Genomic DNA, 25240 nt, shown 5'->3' with positions numbered 1-25240 from the left:
TACGTCACACGCCACTGGCGCGACGACCCGAATGACGGCGTTGCAGCCACCATTGCAGCGTATTGATAAGTAACAGCAGCACGAACGAGATCAGCAGCATGACCACGGCGAGCGCCGCCGCGCCTGCGAAATCGTATTGTTCGAGCTTGGTAATGATCAGCAGCGACGTGATTTCCGAGACCATCGGAATGTTGCCCGCGATGAAGATGACCGAGCCGTACTCGCCGACCGCGCGGGCGAACGCCAGCGCAAAGCCCGTGAGCAAGGCCGGCAGCACCGCCGGAAGAATCACGTGGCGCAGCGTCTGCCAGCGCGTCGCACCGAGGCACGCCGCCGCTTCTTCCTGCTCGCGCTCGAACTCTTCGAGCACCGGTTGCAGCGTGCGCACCACGAACGGCAGGCCGATGAACGTGAGCGCCACGAAAATGCCCAGCGGCGTGAAAGCGATCTTGATGCCGAGCGGCTCGAACCAGCGTCCAACCCAGCCGTTCGGCGCGTAGATGGCAGCCAGTACAATGCCCGCGACCGACGTCGGCAAGGCGAAAGGCAGGTCGATCAGCGCGTCGACGAAACGTTTGCCCGGGAACGTGTAGCGCACCAGCACCCACGCCAGGATGAAACCGAAAAATGCGTTCAGCGTTGCCGCCGCGAGCGAGATGCCGAACGTGAGGCGATACGACGCCAGCACGCGCGGGGAGCTCACCGCGGCGACAAAGCTCGCCCAGTCGAGCGAACTTGCCTTGATGAAGACCATCAGCAACGGCACCAGCACCACGAGGCTCAGGTACGCGACGGTGTAGCCCATCGTCAGGCCAAAGCCCGGCAAGGCACTTGGCTTGCGCCACATTGGAAAGAGTGCGGTACTCATGCGATGGTCCCTGCCCTTACTTCTTGGTGTAGATCTGGTCGAAGATGCCGCCGTCGGCGAAGTGCTTCGCCTGCGTCTTCGTCCAGCCGCCCAGATCGGCGTCTACCGTGTAGAGCTTGAGCTTCGGATATTGCGACTCATACTTCTTGGCGATTTCCGGCGAACGCGGACGGTAGAAGTGCTTCGCGGCGATCTCCTGACCCTGCGGCGAATACAGCCATTGCAGATAGGCCTCGGCGGCCTTGCGCGTGCCGTGCTTGTCGACGTTCTTGTCGACGATGGCCACCGGCGGTTCCGTCAGGATCGACGACGACGGCACCACGATGTCGAACTTGTCCGGACCGAGGTCCTTCACCGACAGCAGTGCTTCGTTTTCCCACGCGATCAGCACGTCGCCGATACCGCGTTCCACGAAGGTCGTGGTTGCGCCACGCGCACCCGAATCCAGCACACCGACGTTCTTGTAAATGGCCTTCACGAATTCCTGCGCCTTCTGCTCGTTGCCGCCCGGTTGCTTCAGGGCGTAGAGCCATGCGGCGAGGTAGTTCCAGCGGGCGCCAGCCGAGGTCTTCGGGTTCGGCGTCACGACGCTGATGCCCGGCTTGGCGAGGTCGTTCCAGTCCTTGATGCCCTTGGGGTTGCCCTTGCGCACGAGCAGCACGATGGTCGACGTGTACGGCGTGGCGTTGTCCGGCAGACGCTTCTGCCAATCCTTGTTCACAAGGCCGGCGGTGGCCAGCTCGTCGATATCGGCCGAGATGCCGAGCGTGACGACGTCGGCGGGTGCACCGTCGAGCACGGTACGGGCTTGCTTGCCCGAGCCGCCGTGCGAGGCTTTCACCGTCACCGTGTCGCCGGCAACTTGCTTGTAGTGGGCCTCGAAGGCCTTGTTGTAGTCGGCGTAAAGCTCACGCGTCGGGTCGTACGACACGTTGAGCAGCGACAGGCTTGCGGCCTGCGCCTGAATCGTCATGCCGGCGGCCAGCGCCAGACCACCCAGCGCGACTGCCAGCTTCTTAGCTTTCCATCCCCGTGCTGCTTTGTTCATGACTTGCACTCCTTGTTTGCTTCTCGTGTGTAGGAGGCCAGTCTAGGGGGGCGTCTAAATAATTAAAAATAATATTTTCGCTTTTGTTTATGCCGGAATAAGGATTAGAGAAATTCTGCTGACGAGGCCGTCATCAGACGTAGGGGGTACCGTTCAGCGCGGCAGCCACGCCCGCAGACCCCCGGTCCACAAGGCTCAGGAAGGTTTTCTGAGCCGCAGCGGTGTCCTGCGTCAGCGCGAATGTGCGATGTGCGTCGAGGAAGGCAACCGTCCAGCCGGCGAGCAACAGCCCAGCAGCCAGTTGGGCTTCGACGTCCGGAATCGGACGGCCAGCCGTCTCGGCCAGCGCCTGCGCCACGACCTCGGCCAGTTCGTCCCGGATCGCCCGGGCACGCGCCTTGAGCGTCTCGCTGCCTTCGATCGTGCGGATGAAGCCCTGGCTCTGGGCCGAGAAGTTCACGAAGGGACTGTTCTGCGATACAAGACGATGCGCAAGACGCCGCAGCGCCTCGACGGGCGAGACGCCTGCATCTCGCGCATGGATGGCCTCCCTAAGCGCGTCACGGCCCTCCTCGTCCCGGTCGAAGAACATGTCTTCCTTACGGGGAAAGTGATTGAAGACGGTCATGCGCCCAACGTCGGCGGCGGCCGCGATCTGGTCGACCGTCACGTGATCGAAGCCGTGTTCGTGGAAAAGCCGTGTCGCGGCATTGGAAATGCCCTGCCGGGTGGCGAGGCGCTTTCTCGATCTCAAATCGGTTGGCGTTGACATGAGGTTCCTGATGGCCTAGTTTACATGTACTCAGTACATATTTATACGAAGTATATGACAAACTCCATAGATGTTGTAGTGGCCGGTGCCGGCCCCGTCGGCTTGCTCGCCGCCATCGAACTGACACTCGGCGGCGCACGCGTACTCGTGCTCGAACGACTGGCGTCGCCCAGTCAGGCCATGAAGGCGCTCTCCTTCGGGCCGCTGGCAGGCGAAGCACTCCTGCGCCGGGGCATGCGCACGGCTATCGACGACGCACAGCAGCGCAGCGCACAGGCCATGCAGGCGTTCACCCAGCAGACCGGAGCGGATCTGCGCGTCCGTGCTTCGAAGTTTAATGGCCATTTCGCCGGGCTTTCCCTCATTCGGCGCGACGCACAGGTCGACCCCGACAGGCGGCCACGTCACGTCGATCAGCCCGCGCTGGAAGCCATGCTGGCCGCTCGGGCGCAAGCGCTCGGTATCGAGGTGCGGCGCGAACATGAGATCACCGGGATCGAGGCGGATGACGAGGGTGTCGAAGTCTCGTGGATGTCGCCCGGCGGACCGGGGCGAATCGTGGCGGCCTATCTGATCGGTTGCGACGGTGGACGCAGCACCGTGCGCAAGATGTGCGACTTTGCCTTCCCCGGTACCGAGCCGACGCTCACGTTTTATCAAGCGACGGCCGACGTCGATCATCCGGAGCGTTTGCTGCCCATCGGATGGAATCGCACCGAACGTGGCGTGTTTTGCTATGGCCCCGTGCCCGGACGCCTGTTCATGCTCGACTTCACGGGACCGCCAGCGAATCGCGACGCCCCCGTCACGCGTGAAGAAATCGAGGAAGTGCTGCGCCGTACCAGCGGCCAGGACGTACGCGTGAGCGCGCTGCACGCCGCGAGCCGCTGGGCTGACAACACCCGCCTCGTCGACACGTACCGGCAAGGGCGCGTGTTCCTCGCAGGCGACGCCGCGCACGTTCACTCGCCGTTCGGCGGGCAGGGATTGAGCCTTGGCCTGCTCGACGCGGCGAATCTCGGCTGGAAGCTCGCCGCCGTCATTCGCGGCGATATGCCTGAAAGCCTGCTCGCCACTTACACGGCCGAGCGTCGCCCGGTCGCCGAGGCGGTGCTCGCGAATACGCGCGCGCAAGTCGCCATCCTGCGTCCGGACCCGCAATCGGGGGCGATGCGCGATCTCATTGCCAAGCTGATGGATTTCGACGACGTGAACCGCTACATCGGCGAGATGATGACCGGCGTGTCCATGCGATACGAACTCGTGGCGTCTGCAGAATCGCATCCGGATGTCGGACGTCTCGCGGGCGATTGGCAACTTTCCGATGGCACTTACCTTTTCGACGCCATGCAGGACGGGCGCGGTGTCTTGCTCGACGGCACTGCGGATCGGCGTGCATCGCAACGTGTGACGACGATAACGCATCAGGTGCGCTGCCTACCCGTTGCGGAAGGCCCGTCCTGGCTGTTGCGACCCGACGCTTGCATTGCATGGCGCAGTGAGCCGGATTGCACCGACGAACTCGCCGGGCTGGAAAACGCGTTGCGCCGCTGGTTTGCCGTCTGAGTCTGTCGCGCGGATGAACTACGTAGCGATACACGACGACACACTCGGCGTTTCGATATTGGCGCTATACTCCGCGACGTGAAACTGCTCCGTCTCGTTCTCGTGCTGCTGTTGTGCGCCGTGCTTCCCCTTAGCGGGCTGGCGGCGAGCGGTATGGCGGGCGATTGTCCGATGCAGATGACCGCGATGTCGGACGATGCCTCCGACTTGGCGGCCATGCCCATGATGGCGACGGCAGCACCTTCCACCATGGCCCCGTCGGCAGCGCCGACGCTGGCCATGGATCACTGCGACGGCATGACGATGCCAGCCAGCGGAAAGCTCAAGGGCCCCTTCTGCAAGGTGACGGCGCAATGCAACCTCGGCAGCCTCTACCACCCGGCGATCACGCCTGAAGTCGCGCGTCCGGTGAGCATCGCTCGCAAGACCGGCTTCCACTACACCGATTCCCTGCGCCTGCGCGCGCCTGACGGCCTCTGGCGTCCACCCACCTCGCTGTAACCCTCCGCAGGCGTCTGTCCATTTTGTTCGACCGTGTCACGCGCAGCCTCGACGGCTGACGCCACACACGCGCCGACGCCATCGACAGCCCCTGCCCGTCTCCGGGTTCGCCGCACCAGCGGCGAGATCGTCCTGAACAGGACGCGAATGCCACACGGCATTCGTACGCGTGGGGTTTCACATGTATTCGATTTTCAACGTGCCGGGTTACCGGCGCGTCAGCGCACGTGCGTGCGCCGTCATCGTCCTGCTCTCCGCCGCTAGCGCGGCCAGTGCCACCTCCTCGGCGCAAGACGCAGGGTTATCGCTCGACGCGTCGCTGCAATCCGCGATGGACCACTCCGCCGCGCTGCAAGCGGCAGAGGCGTCCGTGCGCGCGAGCACACAAGCCGCAGCGCGCGCAGGCCAGTTGCCCGATCCAACCTTAAAAGCAGGCGTCGACAACCTGCCGGTCAACGGCGATCAGCGCTTCGCAGTGGGCAGCGACTTCATGACGATGCGGCGCATCGGCATCGAACAGGAATGGGTATCGTCGGATAAGCGGCGCTTGCGCTCCGATCTGAGCGATCGCGTCGTCGACCGGCAGCGCTCCGGCTATCTGGCGCAAGTCACCAACGTCCGTCAGCAGACAGCCATGGCCTGGCTGACCGCTATCTATGCGAAGAAGTCCACCGCCGTCGCTCAGGCGCTGGTCGAGCACATGACGCACGAGCTGGACGCGACCACGGCCTCGTATCGTGGCGCGAAAACCTCGGCATCCGACGTCACACAGGCGCGTCTCATGCTCGCGCAGGCGCAGGATCAGGCGCTCAAAGTGCAGCAGACCGAGCGCGCCGCGCTCATCGGCCTGTCGCGCTGGACAGCGATGCCGGTCAGCGATGTCTCGGGCGAGCCCCCATCGCTCGACAGCACGGTCCCCGCGCTCACGCCCGATCAACTTGCGCGCGTGCAACCGACGCTCGTGAGCGGGGCTGACGATATTGCCGTCGCCGACGCGGACACGGCAGTCGCCACCAGCAACCGCTCGTCGAACTGGACATGGGAAGTGGCTTATCAGCAGCGCGGCCCGCAGTTCTCGAACATGGTGTCCATCGGCGTGAGCATTCCCCTGCCGATCCATCGTTCGCAACGTCAGGACCGCGACGTCGCTGAAAAGGCCGAACTCGCCGAGCGTGCACGTCTGAGTTATCTGGACACGCAACGTCAGGTGGAAGCGGACATCCGCACGCTCGGCACGTCGCTCACGAACGGACGCGAGCGCATCGCGAATCTGCAAGGTTCGCTGCTGCCCGCAGCAGAGCAACGCGTCGCGCTCGCGAATGCCGCCTATCGCGGCGGCACCGGCACCCTTGCCGACATCTTCGCCGCCCGCCGCAGCTTGCTCGACGCTCAGTTGCAAGTCCTCGATCTCCAGCGCGAGGTGTCGCTGGTCTGGGCACAGCTTGAGTATCAGGTGCTTCCGCCCGCGATGGCCTCCGCCCCCGCCATCGCCGTCGCTCGTTAAGAGACCTTCCCCATGAAAAAGAAAACTGTGATTTACGCCGCTACGGCAGTGTTCACCGCTTGCGCCTTGCTCGCGCTGGGCTACGCCGGCGGACGACATTTCGCACCGGGCAATGCCGATGCGACCGCCGCCGTCGCGACCGTCAATGGCGAAGGCTCGCCCGCCGACGGCCAGCGTCGCGTGCTGTACTGGCACGACCCGATGATGCCGAATCAGCACTTCGACAAGCCCGGCAAGTCGCCCTTCATGGACATGCAACTCATGCCCGTGTATGCCGACGAGGTCGGTGCCGACGGTGTCCGGATCGATCCGAACCTGCAGCAGAACCTCGGCATCCGTTTTGCGAAGGTGCGACGTGCCGACGTCGCAGCAGGCTTCGATGTCGTCGGCTCCACGCAATTCGACGAATCGCAAGCCGATGTCGTGCAATCGCGCGTGACCGGCTTCATCGATCGTCTGTATGCGAACGCCCCGATGCAGCATGTGTCGCAGGGTGCGCCGGTAGCCTCCCTGTTCGTGCCCGACTGGCTCGCACCGCAGGAGGAATACCTCGCACTCGTACGTAGCCAGATGGGCGGCGCGCTGCTCGACGCCGCGCGCGCCCGCATGCGCGCCCTCTCCATACCGGACGCCCTGATTGCCAACCTTGCGCGTACCGGACAACCGCAAACGCACGTCGTGCTGAGCGCACCCCGCGCGGGTGTGGTGACGGAACTCAACGTGCGCAACGGCGCGATGGTCTCTCCAGGACAGACACTGGCGAAAGTGGCCGGCTTGTCGAAACTCTGGCTCGTCGTGGAAATTCCCGAGGCGATGGCGTTGCGCGTGCGTCCCGGCATGAAGGTCGACGCCACGCTCGCTGCCGACGATACGCAGCACATCGTCGGACGCGTGCGAGACGTCCTCCCCGGCATCAATCCCGGCAGCCGGACGTTGCAGGCGCGTCTTGAACTGGACAACACGGGCGAGCGTCTCACGCCGGGCATGCTCGTGCGCGCCCACATGAGCGACGCGAAGGCGGTATCGCAACTGCTCGTGCCGTCAGAAGCGGTGATCACGACGGGCAAGCAAAGCGTCGTCATCGTGCGCAATGCCGACGGCGGTCTGCAACCCGTCGCCGTGACGACCGGCAACGATGTCGGGGCAGATACCGTGGTGCTTCAGGGACTGACGCAAGACCAGGAAGTCGTCGCGTCGGGACAGTTCCTGATCGACTCCGAGGCCAGCCTGAAATCGGTGTTGCCGAAGTTGAACGCGAGCGGAGGCACCCAATGATCGCCCGCCTCATTCGCTGGTCGATACACAACCGGTTACTGGTGTTGCTCGCCTCGGTGCTCCTTGCCGTATGGGGCATCTACTCGCTCACCCAGACACCGCTGGACGCGCTGCCGGACCTCTCGGACACGCAGGTCATCATCAAAGCGTCGTATCCGGGCAAAGCGCCACAGGTCATCGAAGATCAGGTGACGTATCCGCTGACCACCACGCTGCTCGGCGTGCCCGGTGCGAAGACGATCCGCGCGTATTCGTCGTTCGGCGATGCCTTCGTCTATGTGCTGTTCGACGACAAGACCGATCAGTACTGGGCGCGCTCGCGCGTGCTCGAATATCTGAATCAGGTGCAGAGCCGTCTGCCGCAAGGCGCGAAGGTCTCGCTCGGGCCGGACGCCACGGGTGTCGGCTGGGTCTACGAATATGCCCTCGTCGACCGCACCGGGCGTCACGATCTCGGGCAACTGCGCGCGCTCAACGACTGGTTCCTGAAGTTCGAACTCAAGGCGGTGCCCGACGTCGCCGAAGTCGCCTCGATCGGCGGTATGGTGCGTCAGTACCAGGTCGTGCTCGATCCCGACAAGCTGCGCGCGTTCGGCATTTCGCAGGCGAGCGTCGCCGATGCACTCTCGAAGGCAAATCAGGCGTCCGGTGGCTCCGTCGTCGAGATGGCGGAATCGGAATACATGGTGCGCTCCACGGCGTATCTGCGCTCGCTGGACGACTTCCGTCGCGTGGTCATTCGCACGGACGCCAGCGGCACACCGGTATTGCTCGGCGACGTTGCCCGTATCCAGATCGGCCCGGAAGCCCGTCGCGGCGTGGCGGAACTCAACGGTCAGGGCGAGGTGGCGGGCGGTGTCGTGGTGATGCGTTCGGGCAAGAACGCGCTCACGACCATCGAAGCCGTGAAGGCGAAGCTCTCCGATCTCAAGCGTTCGCTGCCGCCCGGCGTCGAGCTGGTCACGACGTACGACCGCTCACAGCTGATCGAACGCGCCGTCGACAACCTGAAAGACAAACTCATCGAAGAGTTCGTCATCGTCGGGATCGTGTGTGCCATCTTCCTGTTCCATCTGCGCAGTGCACTGGTCGCCATCCTGTCGCTCCCACTCGGCGTGCTCACCGCATTCATCGTCATGCGGTATCAGGGCGTGAACGCCAACCTCATGTCGCTCGGTGGGATCGCCATTGCCATCGGGGCGATGATCGACGCGGCTATCGTCATGATCGAGAACGCGCACAAACATCTCGAAGCGTTCGCGCACGCGCATCCCGGCGAGACCCTGAGCGCGTCGCGGCGTTGGACACTCATTGCCGAATCGGCGGCGGAAGTCGGCCCGGCCCTGTTCTTCTCGCTGCTCATCATCACGCTGTCGTTCATCCCCGTCTTCTCGCTCGAGGGACAGGAAGGCAAGTTGTTCTCTCCGCTGGCCTTCACGAAGACATACACGATTGCCGCGGCGGCCGGGCTGTCGGTCACGCTGGTGCCGGTATTGATGGGCTACCTCGTTCGCGGACGCATTCCGGAGGAAGCCGCCAATCCGATCAACCGGGTACTGATGGCGATGTACCGCCCGTTGCTCGACGCAACGTTGCGGCGTCCGTGGGTCGCGCTCGGCGTGGCACTCGTGGCGCTGGCGCTCACGGCGATTCCCATCTCCCGCCTTGGCGGCGAGTTCATGCCACCGCTCGACGAGGGCGATCTGCTCTACATGCCCACGGCGTTGCCGGGAATTTCCGCGGAGAAAGCGTCCGAGCTGTTGCAGCAGACCGACCGGCTCATCAAGACGGTGCCCGAAGTGGAAACGGTATTCGGCAAGTCGGGACGCGCCGACTCGGCCACCGATCCGGCCCCACTGGAAATGTTCGAGACGACCATCCGGTTCAAGCCGCGCAGCCAGTGGCGCGCCGGCATGACACCGCAGAAACTGATCGACGAACTCGACAGCCGCGTGAAAGTGCCGGGCCTTTCGAACGTCTGGGTGCCGCCAATCCGCAACCGTCTGGACATGCTCTCAACCGGCATTAAAACGCCGGTGGGGGTCAAGATCTCCGGGCCCGATCTTGCGGAGATTGACAAGATTGCGTCGCAGATCGAGACGACCGTGAAGCATGCACCAGGCGTGACGTCGGCACTGGCAGAGCGACTGAACGGCGGAAGGTATGTCGACGTCGACATCGACCGGCTTGCCGCCGCTCGCTATGGGCTGGCGATTGCCGATATTCAGGCGGTCGTGTCGTCGGCGGTCGGTGGCGACAACGTGGGTGAAGTCATTGCCGGACGCGAGCGCTTCCCGATCAACCTGCGCTATCCGCGTGACTTCCGTGACTCGGTGCAATCGCTTCGTGACCTGCCGATCGTGACGGATCGCGGAGCGCAGATTCGACTCGGCGACGTCGCGACGCTTCGCGTCGAAGACGGGCCACCGATGATCCGCAGTGAAAACGCACGGCTGTCCGGCTACGTCTACATCGATATCCGCAACACTGACCTGCAAACGGCCGTGACTGGCATGCAACGTCTCGTCGCCGACAAAGTGGTCGTGCCGCCGGGTTATTCGATTGCGTGGTCGGGGCAGTTCGAATATCTGGAGCGTGCGGCGGCGAAGTTGCGTACGGTGATTCCGATCACGCTCGCCGTGATCTTCGTACTGCTGTTCCTGACGTTCAACTCGGCGCTCGATGCGTTGATGCTGATGTCGACGATCCCCTTTGCGCTCGTTGGCGGCTTCTGGCTGATCTGGGGATTGGGGCATGCCGTCTCGGTCGCGACCTCCGTCGGGTTCATCGCGCTAGCAGGCGTGGCGGCGGAGTTTGGCGTCGTAATGCTGCTGTATTTGCGTGGCGCGCTGGAACGGCGAATGGTCAACGGCGAAACGCTCGACGAGGCGCTGATCGTCGACGCGATTCGTGAAGGTGCCGTGCTGCGCGTGCGGCCCAAAGCGATGACGGTCGCGGTCATTCTTGCCGGCCTCATCCCGATCATGATCGGTCACGGCGCGGGCTCCGAAGTCATGCAGCGCATCGCCGCACCGATGGTCGGCGGCATGATTACCGCGCCCCTGCTTTCCATGTTCGTCATTCCCGCTGCCTGGCTGCTATTGCAGCGGCGGCGTCTCAAGCGCTCGGCGTCGGCCAATCCCGTTGATTTGCCGAATGCCCACGCGTCTGCGGTTGTTCCCTCTGTTCCCCCTGTTGTTTCACACGGCACCGACGTGCCGTCCACTTCCTTTGGAGAAAAGCAATGAAGCAGGTTCTTATCGTTTCGGGTGTTCTTTTGGCTGTCTCGGGTGCTGCGGCATCGTCGGCGTTTGCGGCCGGTGAGATGGGCAACATGGCGATGTCGGGCAAGCCTGCCGCCGACGCCAGCGCCAATGCCAATGCCACTGCGGCGCTGACTGACGCGACGGTCAAAAGCGTCGATGCCTCGACCGGTATGGTGATGCTCGCCCACGGCGCGATGACCAACATCGCCATGCCCGCCATGACGATGGCTTACAAGGCGAAGGACGCTGCCATGGCCAAGAGCGTGCATACGGGCGACAAGGTGCGGGTGCGCGTGGAGAACGTGGGCGGGACGCTGACGATCGTTCGCATGGACAAGTAAGCGTTACCGTTTGGGTACGGCGGGCGACAGGCTTCCAGTCACGGAAAACCCGTCGCCCGGCCCACGATGGCGGGCACGTGTGGCGGAAACTTCACGCAGTACATGAAGTTTTCCCTTGCGTTTTTGCAAACACTGTACAAAAATACAGCCACCTGTGCTTCCATACAGTGATGCCATGATCAAACTTACCGCCCGTCAACAGCAGGTCTACGAACTGGTTCAGCAAGCGATCGAGCGCACCGGCTTTCCGCCGACGCGCGCGGAGATTGCCGCCGAACTGGGCTTCTCCTCCGCCAACGCTGCCGAGGAGCACCTGCGGGCGTTAGCGCGTAAAGGCGTGATCGAGCTGGCCGCCGGTCAATCGCGCGGCATCCGCCTCAAGCGCCTGGACGACGCGGGCGGCACGCATCAGTTCACGCTGCCACATATGGGCCTCATGCAGTTGTCGCTGCCGCTCGTCGGCCGTGTCGCTGCGGGCAGCCCGATCCTGGCGCAGGAACATATCGAGCGCAACTTCCAGTGCGACCCGAACATGTTTGCGCGTCAGCCCGATTACCTGCTGAAGGTCCGCGGCATGTCGATGCGCGACGCCGGGATTCTCGACGGCGACCTGCTTGCCGTGCAGAAGGCCGCCGACGCACGCGAAGGTCAGATCGTCGTGGCCCGCATCGGCGACGACGTGACCGTCAAACGCTTTCACCGCGTGAAAGGCGGCGTCGAACTGATCGCCGAGAACCCCGATTTCGAGAACATCAATGTCGACGAAGGCAGTGGTGATTTCGCACTCGAAGGGATTGCGGTCGGTTTGATCCGCAACAACGATCTATGAACGATCTATGAGCGGCCGCTGACGGCCGCCCATCGCGAATAGGGGCAGCGCGACACCGCGACTCACCCCACTCCCTGAAGATTTGCAATTGATTGCGCCGGGCTGGGTCCGGCGCCCGTGCCCTGCTGCGATTTGTGAGATGAACGTCATTCGCAGCGAGACACGTCCCTCCGACCCGCTTTGAAAGAAGGATGCATCATGGCTCGACTCTTTGGTTTGCTGCGTACGTCTCTCGGTCAATCGGCCGCTCGCGTGTCATCGCAGACGCGACTCTCGGCGGTGTACGGTCTCTCTGCACTGTCCGGACCGTTCGCTTCGGCCCCCGCCATCGCCCGTTCCTACACCGTGCCCACCCGCACGCGCACGACCACACTGCCGCGCACGATTGCCGCCGCCGTGGCATCCGCCACGCGCCGAGGCTGCCCCGCTGGCAAAGCCGTGAAGGCATCGCGCAACGTTCGGGAACAGCAGGCACGGCGTGAAGCGCATGACACGCAGGAAGGTCACGATGTGCGCGTCTATCGCGACAGGTCGCACATCGTGATGGTCGGCACGTTCGCCGACATCTGCCGCAAACTCGATCAGGCCGTGGGTGAACAGTTCTGCCAGGCAGCAGTTTGATGTTTTTCGCAGGCAGGCCGGTCAACGCATTGCGCGAAGACAGGCTGAAGCCAGCCCGGCGCGCTGGCTCGGGCGGCTTATTCGCGACGACTGGCAGTCAGGCTCGCTTGCGCTGCGAAGCGTATTCGCCGTGGGTCACTGCCCCAGCGTAAGCAACGGATTGTCATCACCGTGACGCTCGCCGTCGAAGAAGCGTGCGACGTCTTCCCGCTTCACGGCTTCGATGTTCGCGTGTTGCCAGCGCGGCTTGTGGTCCTTGTCGATCACCATCGCGCGAATGCCCTCGACGCCTTCGGCACCGGTGCGTCCGTCGAGATTGAAGACGCTGCGCATCATCAACCACTCTTCACGCAATTCGTCCGCGAGTGACAACTTGCGGGCACGACGCACCTGCTCAAGCGCCACGCACGTCATCAACGGCGACCGCTTGGTGCGCAGCAGGTCTTCCGTCTCCTCCGCCCAGCCCGAGTATTCGCAACGCGCTTCGAGCTTGAGACCCTTCAGAATCGCCGGCATGTCTGCGTGCGCGAAGTGCTCGTCGATGACGTCGCGTAGCGGTGCCAGCTTGCCCGGTGCAAGACCGGCCGGTGGCAGGCTTTCGCGACAAAATGTGCGCGCAGCGTCCAGCACGGCATCGCTATCGGACCAGTCTCCGTTGGCGAGTCGCTCGCACAGCGCGGGCAACGAGGCGCGCGGCACCACCACATCGGCCAGACCGATTTCACATGCATCGACTGCGCCAAACACGATGCCCGTCGTGCCGAGGTATTCGCCAAGATGCCCCGCGAGATTCGCGAGGAAGAACCCACCGCCCACATCCGGGAACAGGCCGATAGCCGTCTCGGGCATCGCCATGCGCGTAGCTTCGGTAACGATACGCAACGTCGCCCCTTGCGAGATGCCCATGCCACCGCCCATCACCACACCGTCCATGAGTGCGATGTACGGCTTCGGATACGACGCGATCGTGTAGTTCAGTCGATACTCGTCGGTGAAGAAATCCATGATGTCCGTGCGGCCTGCGCTGATGGCCTCATGGAAGTAGCGAATGTCACCGCCCGCGCACAAGCCCTTCTCGCCCTCGCCTTGCAGTACGACGCCGAGCACCTTGGGATCGTCGCGCCACTGATCGAGCGCGGCAGCCATCGCACGAATCATGTCGTGCGACAACGCATTGAGCGCCTTCGGACGCGTCAGCGTGATGAAGCCGATACGGCCACGGATTTCGGTTCGAACAAAATCGGTCATGTCAGGCAAGGACTCCGGAAACGTCAACGGATTGGGGGGATTGAAAAACAAAAAAGCCGGCGCATAGCACCGGCTTTTCTTCCAACAGAGGGATTTCGCAACACAACGGACTTTTCATCCGCTGCGCCGCGCTTCCATCGCCGGCTTTACTTCTCTTCGCGCGACGCGCGCTTGCGCTCGTGCTCGATCAGGTGACGCTTGCGCAGACGAATCGTCTGCGGCGTGACTTCGACCAGCTCGTCGTCGTCGATGAATTCCACGGCGTACTCGAGGCTCATCGCGATCGGCGGCACCAGACGCACGGCTTCGTCGGTACCCGACGCACGCACGTTCGTAAGCTGCTTGCCCTTGATCGGGTTGACCACGAGGTCGTTATCGCGGCTGTGAATACCAATGATCATGCCTTCGTAGAGGGCATCACCCGGCTTCACGAACATGCGACCACGATCTTGCAGCTTCCACAGTGCGTAGGCCACGGCATCGCCGTTATCCTGCGAGATCAACACGCCGTTACGACGCTCACCCAGCGAACCATCCTTGACCGGTGCGTAGGCATCGAAGATGTGGCTCATCAGGCCCGTACCGCGCGTCATCGACAGGAAATCGCCCTGGAAGCCGATCAGGCCGCGAGCCGGAATGCGGTATTCAAGACGCGTACGGCCACGACCGTCCGACACCATGTCCAGCATTTCGCCCTTACGACGACCGATTTCTTCCATGACGCCGCCCTGGTGTTCGTCTTCCAGGTCGATGGTCAGCATTTCGTACGGCTCGTGCTTCACGCCGTCGATTTCCTTGAGCACCACGCGCGGACGCGACACGGCCAGTTCATAGCCTTCGCGACGCATGTTCTCGATCAGAATCGTCAGGTGCAGTTCGCCACGGCCCGACACTTCAAAGACGGAGTCGCTGTCGGTGTCCTTCACGCGCAGCGCCACGTTGTGATTCAGTTCCTTGTCCAGACGGTCGCGGATCTGACGGCTCGTCACGAACTTGCCTTCACGGCCGGCGAGCGGCGACGTGTTCACGCAGAAGTTCATCGTGAGCGTCGGCTCGTCGACGGTCAGCAGCGGCAGCGCTTCGGGCGTATCTGCGTCGCAGATGGTCACGCCGATACCCACGTCTTCAATACCATTGATCAGCACGATGTCGCCGGCTTCGGCGCCTTCGTCCGACATCACGCGCTCCAGACCCTTGAAGGTCAGCACCTGATTGATCTTGCGCTTGAGAATTTCACCGTCCGGGCCCGAACGCATCACCACTTGCTGGCCCGGCTTGACGCGGCCACGCGTGATACGGCCAATACCGATACGGCCGACGAACGTCGAGTAGTCGAGCGAGCTGATCTGCAATTGGAGCGGCGCTTCCGGATCGGCGTCGCGAACCGGCACGTGTTCGAGAATCGCGTCGAACAGCGGCTTCATGGTGCCTTCGCGCACGTCCGAGTCGAGGCTTGCGAAACCGTTCAGGGCCGAAGCGTAGACGACCGGGAAGTCGAGCTGTTCGTTGGTCGCGCCGAGCTTGTCCATCAGGTCGAACGTCTGGTCGATCACCCAATCCGGACGTGCGCCCGGACGGTCGATCTTGTTGACCACGACGATCGGCTTCAGACCGAGGCCCAGGGCCTTGCGGGTCACGAAGCGCGTTTGCGGCATCGGGCCTTCGACGGCGTCGACCACCAGCAGAACGCTGTCGACCATCGAAAGCACACGCTCCACTTCCCCGCCGAAGTCCGCGTGTCCCGGGGTATCGACGATGTTGATGTGCGTGCCTTCGTATTCGACGGCGCAGTTTTTGGCGAGGATCGTGATGCCGCGCTCTTTTTCGATGTCGTTCGAGTCCATCACGCGTTCAGCGACTTGCTGGTTTTCGCGGAAGGTGCCCGACTGGCGCAGCAACTGGTCGACGAGCGTGGTTTTGCCGTGGTCGACGTGCGCGATGATGGCGATATTACGGAGAGCGCGGGTCATGAAAGGGGTGCTCGAAAAAGCCTTTGAGGAATCCGCGATTCTACCACTTGCGCATGTCTCACGTCATGGCCTTTCTGCATTGCAACAACGCCAAGCGCATCGATTCGACGATTGACCCACATTCGTCACGAAAAAAGACCTGCGATTCCGCCCCCTTCCCGTCCTAGCGCTTTCGATGCTACGCACCAAATTAGAGCATTTCATCTAATTTCCATCGAAATATTTGCCTAGTCAACTATTGCATCGACTTGAAATTAATTAAGTACCCGCTATAATCGTGACAAGTCAACTATTGCAGCTGCACGAAAATGTCCGATCCTTCCGTCACTTCTTCCGCGACCGCGCCGACGTCTCAGCCGGAAGCGCCGCAAGCCGATCCCCCGCGCAACGGTTACAACATCGACGATTCCCTCGGGTATCTCGTGGCGCGTGTGCGTCAGCTGATCCTGGCGGAACTGACGAAGGAAACCTCGCAGTACGGCCTCACCAGCACGCAGGCGACCATGCTTTACAAGGTGGCGACAGGCAAGAGCAAGACGGCGGCGGACCTCGCCCGTGACTACTGTATCGATGCAAGCGCGGTCACCCGCCTGCTCGACCGGCTCGAAGCGCACGGATTGCTCGTTCGCGAGCGCAGCAAGAGTGATCGCCGCACGGTGAACCTGAGTGCAACGGAGGCCGGCAATGCGATGGCCGACCGGATGCCCGATATCTTCACCCGCGCTGCCGACCACCTGATGGGCGGTTTCAGCGTCGAGGAAATCGGGTTTTTGAAGAGCCTGCTGCGACGGGTGATCGCCAACGGCGAAGGTGGATGACGGCGCGAGCGCCCGAGAAATCCATTCGAATTGCCTCGATTCCCGTTCAGAAAAGCTTGTCGAGTCCACTATTGCAAGTCTCGTCAGGCCCTGATTCCCGATTACTGTCAGTACAAGACTTCACTCGTAAAGGTTTTGCGATGAAAGCGGTCTCACCCTTCCTCCCGCATCTGCGGGCCCGCTCAGCGATTTCCGCCCTCTGTCTGGCGGCTGTGACGCTGGGTTTTGCCGGTTGCGCGAACTTCGCCGGCATCCATAGCGACAAGCAGATCACCACGCCTGAGCACTATCAGACCCAGCGCAGCCTGCCCTCCGAGGGCGGCCCGTGGCCGGGCACCGATTGGGCCCAACGCTTCGGCGATCCGCAACTCGTCTCCCTGATCGACGAAGCCCTCGCCGGCAACCCCGATCTCGCCATGGCCGCTGCCCGTCTGAAGGCTGCGCAGGCGCAGACCGAAGGTGCCGCCGCTGCGTTACTGCCGTCGGTCAATTTCAACGGCGACGTGTATCGCGAGAAGTTCACCGAAAACACCATCTACCCGCCGGGCTACGGTGGCACGTGGTTCACGCAGGGCGATCTGAATGCGTCGCTGTCGTGGGAACTCGATTTGTGGGGCAAGAACCGTTCGGCACGGGCGCAAGCCACGTCGGCCGAGCGCGCCGAAGAAGCCGAAGACCAGGAAGTGCGTCTCGCGCTGTCGACCGCCGTCGCCCGCTCCTATAACCAGCTCGCGCAGCAGTATGCGCTGCACGACGTGCTCGATCGCATCAGCAAGCAACGCCAGAACCTCGGCAAGCTGACGGCTGATCGCGTGCGCGCCGGTCTCGACACGCAAGTCGAACAGAAGCAGGCCGACAGCAACAGCGCCGACATTCAGACGCAAATCGCACAGCTCGACGGCCAGATCCTGCTCACGCGTCACCAACTCGGTGTGCTGCTGGGCAAGGGCCCGGATCGCGGTCTGGAAATCGCACCGCCGAAGCTCGCACAGCTCGCCACGCCGGCCCTGCCGGACAACCTGCCGCTCGCCCTGCTCGGACGCCGCCCGGACATCGTCTCGGCCCGCTGGAGCGTGGAATCGCAACTGCAGGGTGTGGACGTCGCTAAAGCGCGCTTCTATCCGGACGTGAACCTGAACGCCGCGTTCGGCTTCTCCACCTTCGGGCTGGGCAAGCTGATCGATCCGAGCAGCCAGAACATTCAGGCCGGTCCGGTGATTACGCTGCCGATCTTCGACGGCGGCCGCCTGCGTGCCAACCTGAAGGGTCAGTACGCCGCGTATGAAAGCGCCGTAGCGAACTACGATTCGACGCTCAACAAAGCGCTCGGCGACATCGCCGACCGCATGTCGTCGATCCGTTCGGCCGACAAGCAAATGGTGTCGCAACGCGTGGCGCAGGACGCCGCACAACGCGCCTACGACCTTGCCATCGACCGCTACAAGGCCGGGCTGACGCCGCAACTGACCGTGCTGACGGCCGAGTCGTCGCTGCTGGCGCAGGAACAGGCACGCGTGAATATCGACAGCGCACGCCGCGACCAGCAAATCGGCCTGATCAAGGCGCTGGGTGGCGGTTTCGAAGCGCAGTCGGCGGGACTCGTCGTGGGCCAGGAACGCCCGGCAAAGACCGAAGGCGACGCGACCAACGCACAAACGCACTGAACGTCACGCAAAACAAGACAAACGTCAAAAGCACATTGAGAGATTAGTACGGAGCAAATGATGAGCGAGAACCAACAACAAGCGCCTGCCCAACCGGCACAGAACAATGGCAAGCGCCGCCGCATGATGCTGACGCTGACGGCCGTGATCGCCATTGCGGCGATCGGCTACGGCGCCTATTACGCGCTGTATGCGCGCTACTACGAAGACACCGACGACGCATACGTCGCCGGCAACGTCGTGCAGATCACCCCGCAAGTGGCTGGCACCGTCACCGGTGTGAAGGTCGACGACACGCAGATGGTCAAGGCCGGCCAGCCGCTGGTCACGCTGGATCAGACGGATGCCCGCGTCGCCCTGTTGCAATCCGAAGCCAACCTCGCACAGACCGTGCGTCAGGTCCGTACGTACTTCGTGAATAACGATGCGTACGCCGCCACGGTCGCCATGCGTCAGTCGGAACTCGCGAAGGCGCAAGCCGACGTGAAGCGCCGCGAAATGGCCATCGCCACAGGTGCCGTGTCGCGTGAAGAACTGGCCCACGCGCAAGACGCCGTGAAGTCGGCACAAGCCGCGCTCGAACAGGCCCGCGCACAACTCGTGTCGAACAAGGCGCTGACGGACAAGACCTCGGTGACCACGCATCCGAACGTGCAGCAAGCGGCCGCGAAGGTGCGCGCCTCGTACCTCGACTACGCCCGTACGTCCATCCCGGCTCCGGTCGACGGCTACGTCGCCAAGCGCTCGGTGCAGGTCGGCCAGCGTGTGGCGACGGGTGCACCGCTCATGGCGCTCGTGCCGCTCAACGAAGTGTGGGTCGACGCCAACTTCAAGGAAGTGCAGATCTCGCACATGCGCGTTGGCCAGCCGGTCACGCTCACGGCAGACGTGTACGGCTCGTCGGTGGAATACAAGGGCACCGTGGCCGGCTTCTCGGCCGGTACGGGCAGCGCCTTCTCGCTGCTGCCGGCACAGAACGCCACGGGTAACTGGATCAAGGTGGTGCAACGTCTGCCGGTCCGTATCGCGCTCGACCCGAAGCAGTTGCAGCAGCATCCGCTGCGCGTCGGTCTGTCGATGCAGGTCAAGGTGAACGTGCGTAATACCGACGGCAAGGAACTGGGCGAAGCGCCGACCCTGCCGGTGTATTCGACCGACGTGTACGACAAGGTCGGTCACGACGCCGACGACATCGTCGCCAAGATCATTACCGAGAACGCCGGTGCTGCGGCTGCCAATGCAGGCGCAAGCGCAGGCGATGCCAACGACACGCGCAACCAGCCGGCCCGCGCTCGTCCCCTGTAAATCGGAGGGGGGTGCCCCCCACCCCCTTTGACAATCCATGGCAACTCAAAACGCTCCTGCCCCGCTCTCGGGAGGGCAGCTGGTACTCGGCACCATCGCGTTGTCGCTCGCCACGTTCATGAACGTGCTCGACACTTCGATTGCCAACGTATCGATTCCCGCTATCTCCGGCGACCTCGGCGTCTCGTCGAGCCAGGGAACGTGGGTGATTACGTCGTTCGCTGTCGCCAATGCCATTTCGGTGCCGCTCACGGGCTGGCTGACCGAGCGCTTCGGTGCGGTACGGCTGTTCATCACGTCGATCCTGCTCTTCGTGCTGGCCTCGTGGTTGTGCGGTATGGCGCCCACACTCGAAATTCTGCTGGCCGCCCGCGTGTTGCAAGGGGCTGTGGCCGGGCCGATGATTCCGCTGTCGCAGTCGCTGCTGCTCTCGAGCTATCCGCCCGCGAAGAGTTCGATGGCCCTCGCCTTATGGGGGATGACGACACTCGTCGCCCCGGTGATGGGTCCGATTCTCGGCGGCTGGATCTCGGACAACTACCACTGGCCGTGGATCTTCTACATCAACATTCCGGTGGGTATCGCGGCCGCTTACGTCACGTGGATGATCTACAAGAAGCGTGAGACGCCGACACAGCGCAAGCCCATCGACACCGTCGGTCTGGCCTTGCTCGTGTTGTGGGTCGGCTCGTTGCAGGTCATGCTCGACAAGGGTAAGGAACTGGACTGGTTCAACTCGTCGACGATCGTGATCCTCGCGCTCGTGGCGCTGGTGTCGTTCTGCTTCTTCGTCGTCTGGGAAATCACCGAGAAGCATCCGGTGGTCGATCTCACGCTGTTCAAGCGGGTCAACTTCACCGGTGGTGTGGTGGCTATCTCGGTCGGTTACGGGCTGTTCTTCGGCAATCTGGTGATTCTGCCGCAGTGGTTGCAGATCTACCTCGGCTACACGGCAACGGAGGCCGGTCTGGTGATGGCCCCGGTCGGGTTGTTCGCGATCATCCTGTCACCGATCATCGGCAAGTTCCTGCCCAAGCTCGACGCCCGCTGGGTCGTGACCGTCTCGTTCCTGTTGTTTGCGCTCGTGTTCCTGATGCGCTCGCACTTCAACACGCTCGTCGACACGCGCACGCTGATGATCCCGACATTCCTGCAAGGCGTGCCGATGTCGATGTTCTTCATCCCGCTGACAGCCATCATTCTGTCGGGCCTGCCGGGGCATCGCATTCCGGCCGCGGCGGGGTTGTCGAACTTCGTGCGGATCACGTGCGGCGCCGTCGGCACGTCGATTGCAACGACCGTGTGGGATAACCGCATCTCGCTGCACCACGCACAACTGACCGAGAACCTGACGCCGTACGACAACACGTTCAACGGCTCGGTCCAGACGCTCAACCAGTTGGGCATGTCGACGCCGCAGGCCCACGGTTACATCGACCGACTGGTCACACAACAGTCGGCGATGCTCGGTGCGAACGATATTTTCTGGATCTCGGCGGTGTTGTTCGTGCTGATGATCGCGATGGTGTGGATCACGCGCCCGATTCGAGGTGGCGGTGGTGGCGGCGCAGACGCCGCAGCCGGTGCCCACTGAAGCCAAGGCTTCCCCCCGAGTGCCCGGCCCTGCTCTGTACTACCGGGCACTTCTTGAACCCCGCTGAAGTTAGCGGGGTTTTTTTATGGTCAGCCGACGAGATAACGCAATGCCGCCGTGGCCGCAATGCTGATAACGACCGTAGGCAGCAACGAAAAGCGCAACGAGACGAGCAATGTCACGGCCAGTGCCAGCAAATCGGCAGGCCGGTCCGACACGAATGACGGCGCGATGACCGAGATCAGCACGCATCCCGGCAGGCTTTCCATCACCGAGCGCGTGCGCGGACTCAGTACGCGATCACGCAACAACAGGAAGCCGACGATACGCGTGGCATACGTGGTCGCCGCCATCAGCGCAACCGTGGCGACAGGCAAAAGCGTAGCGGCATCAAGCATGGCGCGGCTCCATCAGCACGGCGGCCAGCAAGCCCGCGATCGCACCGGCGGCGACGTACCACGATCCCGGCACGTACAGATACGTCAGCGCTGCGGCGACAAGACTCACCAGCCACGGCAGGCTCTTGCGCATGCCGCGCCACATCCCGCGAAGCAGCACGAGGAACACGGCGGTGAATGCCATATCGAAGCCGTACTGTTCGATGTCGCCAAGCACCGGCCCCAGCACAGCACCGAGCGCCGTAAAGGCAATCCATGCGAGCCAGAGATTGACGGCGACACCGAGGTAATACGGCAGGCTGATGCGGTCGGCTTTACGCGCCTGCGTGTCGGCCAGCGCCATCGCCCAGGCTTCGTCGCACATCAGAAACAGCGACGGGAGCGCACGACGCAAGGGCACATGACGCAGCAACGGCGCGAACGCGGCCCCCATGAGAATGTGACGCGAGTTGACGAGGCACGACATGGCGACGATCAGCGCGAGATGCGGCGGCGACGTCCACAAATGGACTGCCGTGAACTCGGAACCGCCGGCGAAGTTCATGCCGGTCATCAGCGGCACGAGCCACGCGGGCATGCCCTTCTGGGTCGCTTGCGCACCGAGCACCATCGCAAACGGCACGAACCCCAACATCACCGGCAACGAAGCGCGCATGCCGCGCGCGACTTCGAGTTTGACATCGGACTGCGCTGTCGACGCAGCCGAAGAAGACATTCCAGACACAAAGACTCCTGCAATAACAACGCAATAACAACTCAATAGCGACTCAATAGCGACTGTTAGTCACTGGCATCGCAGGATAGCGAACTCGGCTTGCCATCGTCTTGTATGTTCTTGCGGTTTTGGGACGGCTGATTCGGTGTTTGGGATCGTCAGCCGTCTGAGGAAGCACGCGGATCGATACGAATGCTCTGAAGGTCGGCGTCGTCGTCAACGGTGCCGTCGTCGCAAGTCTGCGGTGCGGGAGGCTTCACAAGCGATTCGGCGCCGGCTGCAGCCGCCTTTGTCGCGGCACCCGCTTTCTCCAGCCAGCCGTAGAAGTCCAGTAACCCCGCGGGCAGGGACGTCGTATCGTCGCTGAACGGCAAACGCGCGATCAGAATGACGAATGCAGCCGCCGATGCCCGGCGGATCTGCGTCGCGATGGATTTCTGCCATTTGGGATCGTCGTGCTGCGCGAGTGCTTTACGGACTTTGTCGAGAAGGCTCGTCACGACACGCTCGCGTATCGTTGCCTTGTCAGTCCCCTTCTCCCCGTCAGCCTTCTGCGACGACGGTCCCAGAATGTCGCACAGTTTCGTGAACCCGCCCCGCGTGTCGATCCATCCGATCAGATTTGCCAGGCTGTCTCCCTGAAACGGCAGACTGCCGGGATTTCGAACTTCCAACCCCCAACAGACAAGGTCGCCGAGTGCGAGCAAGGCGAAGTACGGCGCGACCATCATCCCGGGCGTGAAAACCGCCTTGCCGATACGCAGTACTTTGCAACTGGCGGCCCGAGCAACGCGCGCTTGCCCCGGTCGTACCAAAATGCAAACCATTTCGTTAGCCCATCTCGCAAAAAGATCCGGCGCGATGTAGGGCGACAGCGAACTCGCCAGTTGACTCGCCAGACTGGCGACGTGGGTCGCCAGCACGGCAATGCCGAGCAGTTTGGGATAGTCAGGGCGCGGTGCGATCTCGGCAGGCTCGCTGGGTGCAACGGATTGGGCAAGCCAGGTAGGTTCGGCGGGCACCGTCAACTTCGACAGCGATAGGGATGGGGCCGACGTCGGCAATATCCGAGGAAGATCGGGGCGCGCGTCGTCGATGTCCGCATTGCTGGCATATCCATGCAATTGCAACGCGGTCATCGCGTGCTGGTGCGAGATCATTTCGCTCAGAAGCGCGCTCATCCCCTCTTCGACATCGGTGATTGAGCAGTCTTCTCCGAACCGCAGATCCTGCACTGCAACCGCGCCGCAGTTTCTCGCGCAGCCAAAGTCTTGGAGCAATGGAATCGTTGACAGGTCTTGCTCACGCGACGGACTGCCTAACAGCCCTGCGTGCTGACCCTCCATCTGGATGGAAACGTACTGCGAACCGCGTGGGGCCTGGATCATCGCGCACCGCCCTGCTCGTCGAATTCGGCCGTGTCAGGTCTCGCTGCGACCGAGGCCCGCGCCGGCACAACCGCGCCACTCTGCGCCGGGTGCAGCACCGGTCGCTTGCACAATTCGCTCCTCGTGTGGGGCGGCGCCGGAGGACGAACCGGTCGGGCATCGGCAGGTGTCACGCAATCGCAGTATCATTGCGCATCCCCCGGTCTGACGCCCCCACGGTCAAACGCCGTCCGACGGCCGGGAAAGTACCATCCGTCAGCAAAAAACAAAACATCATGAATACCCCGCAGAACCCGATCGAACGCTCTGAAGTCACTTTCCGCTTTCTGGCCGAACCGGCTGCCGTCAACTTCGGCGGCAAGGTGCATGGGGGCTCCCTGATGAAGTGGATCGACGAAGTGGCCTACGCTTGCGCCGCCACATGGTCGGGCCGCTACTGCGTGACGGTCAGCGTCGGCAATATCCGCTTCCGCCGTCCGATTCTGGTGGGCAACCTGGTGGAACTGCGTGCGCGTATCGTGGCTACGGGCCGTACCAGCATGCACATCCACGTGTCGGTGCACGCGGGCGATCCGAAGTGGGGCGAACTGCGTCAGACAACCGACTGCCTGATGGTTTTCGTGGCGGTCGACGAGAGCAATCACCCGGTCGGCGTGCCGTCGTTCGAACCGAAGACGGAAGAGCAAAAGGCGCTGGCCAAATACGCGATGGACGTGAAAGCCGCGCTCGACGCCATCGTCGAACTTAAGCCGGAAAACGTCGCGAACTGACGCGTTCGATGCATTTTCGCGGGCGGCGGTGCCGTCCGCGCAGCAGTACCAGAGTCAGGCATCGGGTTTCGATTTGTCGCTTCGAAGGGGAGCCAATCATGCCGCGCGGAACCGTCAAGCTCTACTACCCCGAGAAGGGGTATGGCTTCATCACCCCGGACAATGGCGGTGAAGTCGTCTTCGTCCACGAAAGCGAAGTCTGCATCGCTGGTGCGACGTCTCTGCAAAGCGGCCAGATCGTCGAGTACGAAACGACGCGCGGCGACGCTTATCTGCTTGCACTGAATGTTCGTGAAGTCACACACTAGCACTCGCCTTAGCGCTCGCTGACGCTACCTAGCTGCGCGCTCACCGCGCGGCCCCTCCCGCAAACGCCCCCCTGCCCGCGCTTCCTGAGCGTTTTCACGCCCTCCCGCCTACCTGTCAACGTTGACAGTTACGTCCGCGCTTATGCAGTGCTGGAATGGCGTTGTGCTCGCGACGTGTCTAGTCGGTCCCTTTGACAGATCGCCCTCTTACAGACCGTGCGATGCACATCACGCTGTCTTTGAGACAAAGGGGGCATCATGGCAACCGGCACGGTCAAGTGGTTCAACGAGATAAAAGGCTTCGGCTTCATCGCGCCAGACGGTGGTGGCGAAGACATTTTCCTTCACTTCTCGGCGGTTGAAAGTACGGATGACCAAGGGGCTTTGACGGAAGGCACGGCGGTGCAGTACGAAGTCTCGCAAGGCCCTAAAGGGCCACAGGCTGCTGCGGTCAAGGTGCTGAAGAAATAG

General features: G+C 62.8%; 22 protein-coding genes and 1 pseudogene. 15 read left to right on the top strand and 8 right to left on the bottom strand.

Annotated elements, in window-relative coordinates; all coding sequences use genetic code 11:
* Positions 1-4: 4 nt before the first annotated feature.
* The 3 genes from cysT to PAQ31011_RS21890 all read right to left on the bottom strand — a co-directional run bounded on the left by cysT (position 5) and on the right by PAQ31011_RS21890 (position 2688).
* Complete coding sequence (gene cysT, locus PAQ31011_RS21900) at positions 5-868, bottom strand: sulfate ABC transporter permease subunit CysT (RefSeq protein ID WP_150577821.1); 864 nt, start codon at positions 866-868, stop codon at positions 5-7.
* A 16-nt stretch (positions 869-884) separates the two neighbouring features.
* A complete protein-coding gene (locus tag PAQ31011_RS21895) occupies positions 885-1916 on the bottom strand; it encodes a sulfate ABC transporter substrate-binding protein (RefSeq protein ID WP_150577820.1) in 1032 nt (343 codons plus the stop codon).
* A 133-nt stretch (positions 1917-2049) separates the two neighbouring features.
* Entirely contained in the window at positions 2050-2688 is a 639-nt protein-coding gene (locus tag PAQ31011_RS21890) for a TetR/AcrR family transcriptional regulator (RefSeq protein ID WP_150577819.1), read from the bottom strand.
* Between the two features lie 54 nt (positions 2689-2742).
* Here PAQ31011_RS21890 and PAQ31011_RS21885 point away from each other — a divergent pair, with 54 nt between their 5' ends.
* From PAQ31011_RS21885 to PAQ31011_RS21850, 8 genes and pseudogenes are all read left to right on the top strand, one after another.
* The gene (locus PAQ31011_RS21885; RefSeq protein ID WP_150577818.1) at positions 2743-4254 is read left to right on the top strand and encodes an FAD-dependent oxidoreductase; all 1512 of its coding nucleotides are present in this window, start codon (positions 2743-2745) and stop codon (positions 4252-4254) included.
* Positions 4255-4332: 78 nt separating this feature from the next.
* A complete protein-coding gene (locus tag PAQ31011_RS21880; protein ID WP_150577817.1) occupies positions 4333-4755 on the top strand; it encodes a hypothetical protein in 423 nt (140 codons plus the stop codon).
* 181 nt (positions 4756-4936) lie between these two features.
* Positions 4937-6259 carry a TolC family protein gene (locus tag PAQ31011_RS21875; RefSeq protein ID WP_150577816.1) on the top strand — a complete coding sequence of 441 codons (1323 nt, stop codon included), beginning with the start codon at positions 4937-4939 and terminating at the stop codon, positions 6257-6259.
* A 12-nt stretch (positions 6260-6271) separates the two neighbouring features.
* Positions 6272-7525: pseudogene (locus PAQ31011_RS21870) on the top strand (efflux RND transporter periplasmic adaptor subunit); the annotation flags it as partial.
* A gap of 5 nt (positions 7526-7530) precedes the next feature.
* Positions 7531-10782 (top strand): efflux RND transporter permease subunit, encoded by a 3252-nt coding sequence (locus PAQ31011_RS21865; protein WP_150577814.1) that lies wholly within the window; start codon positions 7531-7533, stop codon positions 10780-10782.
* The gene (locus PAQ31011_RS21860) at positions 10779-11141 is read left to right on the top strand and encodes a copper-binding protein (protein WP_150577813.1); all 363 of its coding nucleotides are present in this window, start codon (positions 10779-10781) and stop codon (positions 11139-11141) included. Before PAQ31011_RS21865 ends, PAQ31011_RS21860 begins: the two co-directional genes overlap by 4 nt.
* A gap of 175 nt (positions 11142-11316) precedes the next feature.
* Positions 11317-11970: a transcriptional repressor LexA gene (lexA, locus tag PAQ31011_RS21855; RefSeq protein ID WP_039398858.1), complete on the top strand. Its 654-nt coding sequence runs from the start codon at positions 11317-11319 to the stop codon at positions 11968-11970.
* 198 nt (positions 11971-12168) lie between these two features.
* Entirely contained in the window at positions 12169-12591 is a 423-nt protein-coding gene (locus PAQ31011_RS21850) for a hypothetical protein (RefSeq protein WP_150577812.1), read from the top strand.
* Positions 12592-12726: 135 nt separating this feature from the next.
* On the opposite strand, the gene PAQ31011_RS21845 is transcribed toward PAQ31011_RS21850, so the two are convergent.
* Complete coding sequence (locus PAQ31011_RS21845) at positions 12727-13839, bottom strand: enoyl-CoA hydratase/isomerase family protein (RefSeq protein ID WP_150577811.1); 1113 nt, start codon at positions 13837-13839, stop codon at positions 12727-12729.
* A 146-nt stretch (positions 13840-13985) separates the two neighbouring features.
* Positions 13986-15809, bottom strand: a complete 1824-nt coding sequence (typA, locus tag PAQ31011_RS21840; protein WP_150577810.1) for a translational GTPase TypA — start codon at positions 15807-15809, stop codon at positions 13986-13988.
* A 308-nt stretch (positions 15810-16117) separates the two neighbouring features.
* Here typA and PAQ31011_RS21835 point away from each other — a divergent pair, with 308 nt between their 5' ends.
* The 4 genes from PAQ31011_RS21835 (at position 16118) to PAQ31011_RS21820 (ending at position 21190) form a co-directional block, all read left to right on the top strand.
* Positions 16118-16627, top strand: a complete 510-nt coding sequence (locus PAQ31011_RS21835; protein WP_150577809.1) for a MarR family winged helix-turn-helix transcriptional regulator — start codon at positions 16118-16120, stop codon at positions 16625-16627.
* 140 nt (positions 16628-16767) lie between these two features.
* Positions 16768-18291, top strand: coding sequence for an efflux transporter outer membrane subunit (locus PAQ31011_RS21830; RefSeq protein ID WP_150577808.1), 1524 nt, complete (start codon positions 16768-16770; stop codon positions 18289-18291).
* Positions 18292-18351: 60 nt separating this feature from the next.
* On the top strand, positions 18352-19596 hold the full coding sequence (locus tag PAQ31011_RS21825; protein ID WP_150577807.1) for an HlyD/EmrA/EmrK family protein: 1245 nt from the start codon (positions 18352-18354) through the stop codon (positions 19594-19596).
* 37 nt (positions 19597-19633) lie between these two features.
* On the top strand, positions 19634-21190 hold the full coding sequence (locus tag PAQ31011_RS21820; protein WP_150577806.1) for a DHA2 family efflux MFS transporter permease subunit: 1557 nt from the start codon (positions 19634-19636) through the stop codon (positions 21188-21190).
* Between the two features lie 89 nt (positions 21191-21279).
* Here the strand turns inward: PAQ31011_RS21820 and PAQ31011_RS21815 are convergent, their stop codons facing one another.
* The 3 genes from PAQ31011_RS21815 to PAQ31011_RS21805 all read right to left on the bottom strand — a co-directional run bounded on the left by PAQ31011_RS21815 (position 21280) and on the right by PAQ31011_RS21805 (position 23484).
* The gene (locus tag PAQ31011_RS21815) at positions 21280-21588 is read right to left on the bottom strand and encodes an AzlD family protein (protein ID WP_150577805.1); all 309 of its coding nucleotides are present in this window, start codon (positions 21586-21588) and stop codon (positions 21280-21282) included.
* Positions 21581-22303 carry an AzlC family ABC transporter permease gene (locus tag PAQ31011_RS21810; protein ID WP_150577804.1) on the bottom strand — a complete coding sequence of 241 codons (723 nt, stop codon included), beginning with the start codon at positions 22301-22303 and terminating at the stop codon, positions 21581-21583. The genes PAQ31011_RS21815 and PAQ31011_RS21810 overlap by 8 nt, the downstream gene beginning before the upstream one ends.
* A 158-nt stretch (positions 22304-22461) precedes the next feature.
* Complete coding sequence (locus PAQ31011_RS21805; protein ID WP_150577803.1) at positions 22462-23484, bottom strand: hypothetical protein; 1023 nt, start codon at positions 23482-23484, stop codon at positions 22462-22464.
* A gap of 482 nt (positions 23485-23966) precedes the next feature.
* Between PAQ31011_RS21805 and PAQ31011_RS21800 the strand changes: the two genes are divergently transcribed.
* The 3 genes from PAQ31011_RS21800 to PAQ31011_RS21790 all read left to right on the top strand — a co-directional run bounded on the left by PAQ31011_RS21800 (position 23967) and on the right by PAQ31011_RS21790 (position 25240).
* Complete coding sequence (locus tag PAQ31011_RS21800) at positions 23967-24461, top strand: acyl-CoA thioesterase (RefSeq protein WP_150577802.1); 495 nt, start codon at positions 23967-23969, stop codon at positions 24459-24461.
* Positions 24462-24559: 98 nt separating this feature from the next.
* Complete coding sequence (locus tag PAQ31011_RS21795; protein WP_150577801.1) at positions 24560-24769, top strand: cold-shock protein; 210 nt, start codon at positions 24560-24562, stop codon at positions 24767-24769.
* A 258-nt stretch (positions 24770-25027) separates the two neighbouring features.
* Entirely contained in the window at positions 25028-25240 is a 213-nt protein-coding gene (locus PAQ31011_RS21790) for a cold-shock protein (protein WP_150577800.1), read from the top strand.

Source organism: Pandoraea aquatica, from assembly GCF_902459565.1.
Lineage (GTDB): Bacteria > Pseudomonadota > Gammaproteobacteria > Burkholderiales > Burkholderiaceae > Pandoraea > Pandoraea aquatica.
This window is presented reverse-complemented; position numbering and strand designations above follow the sequence as displayed.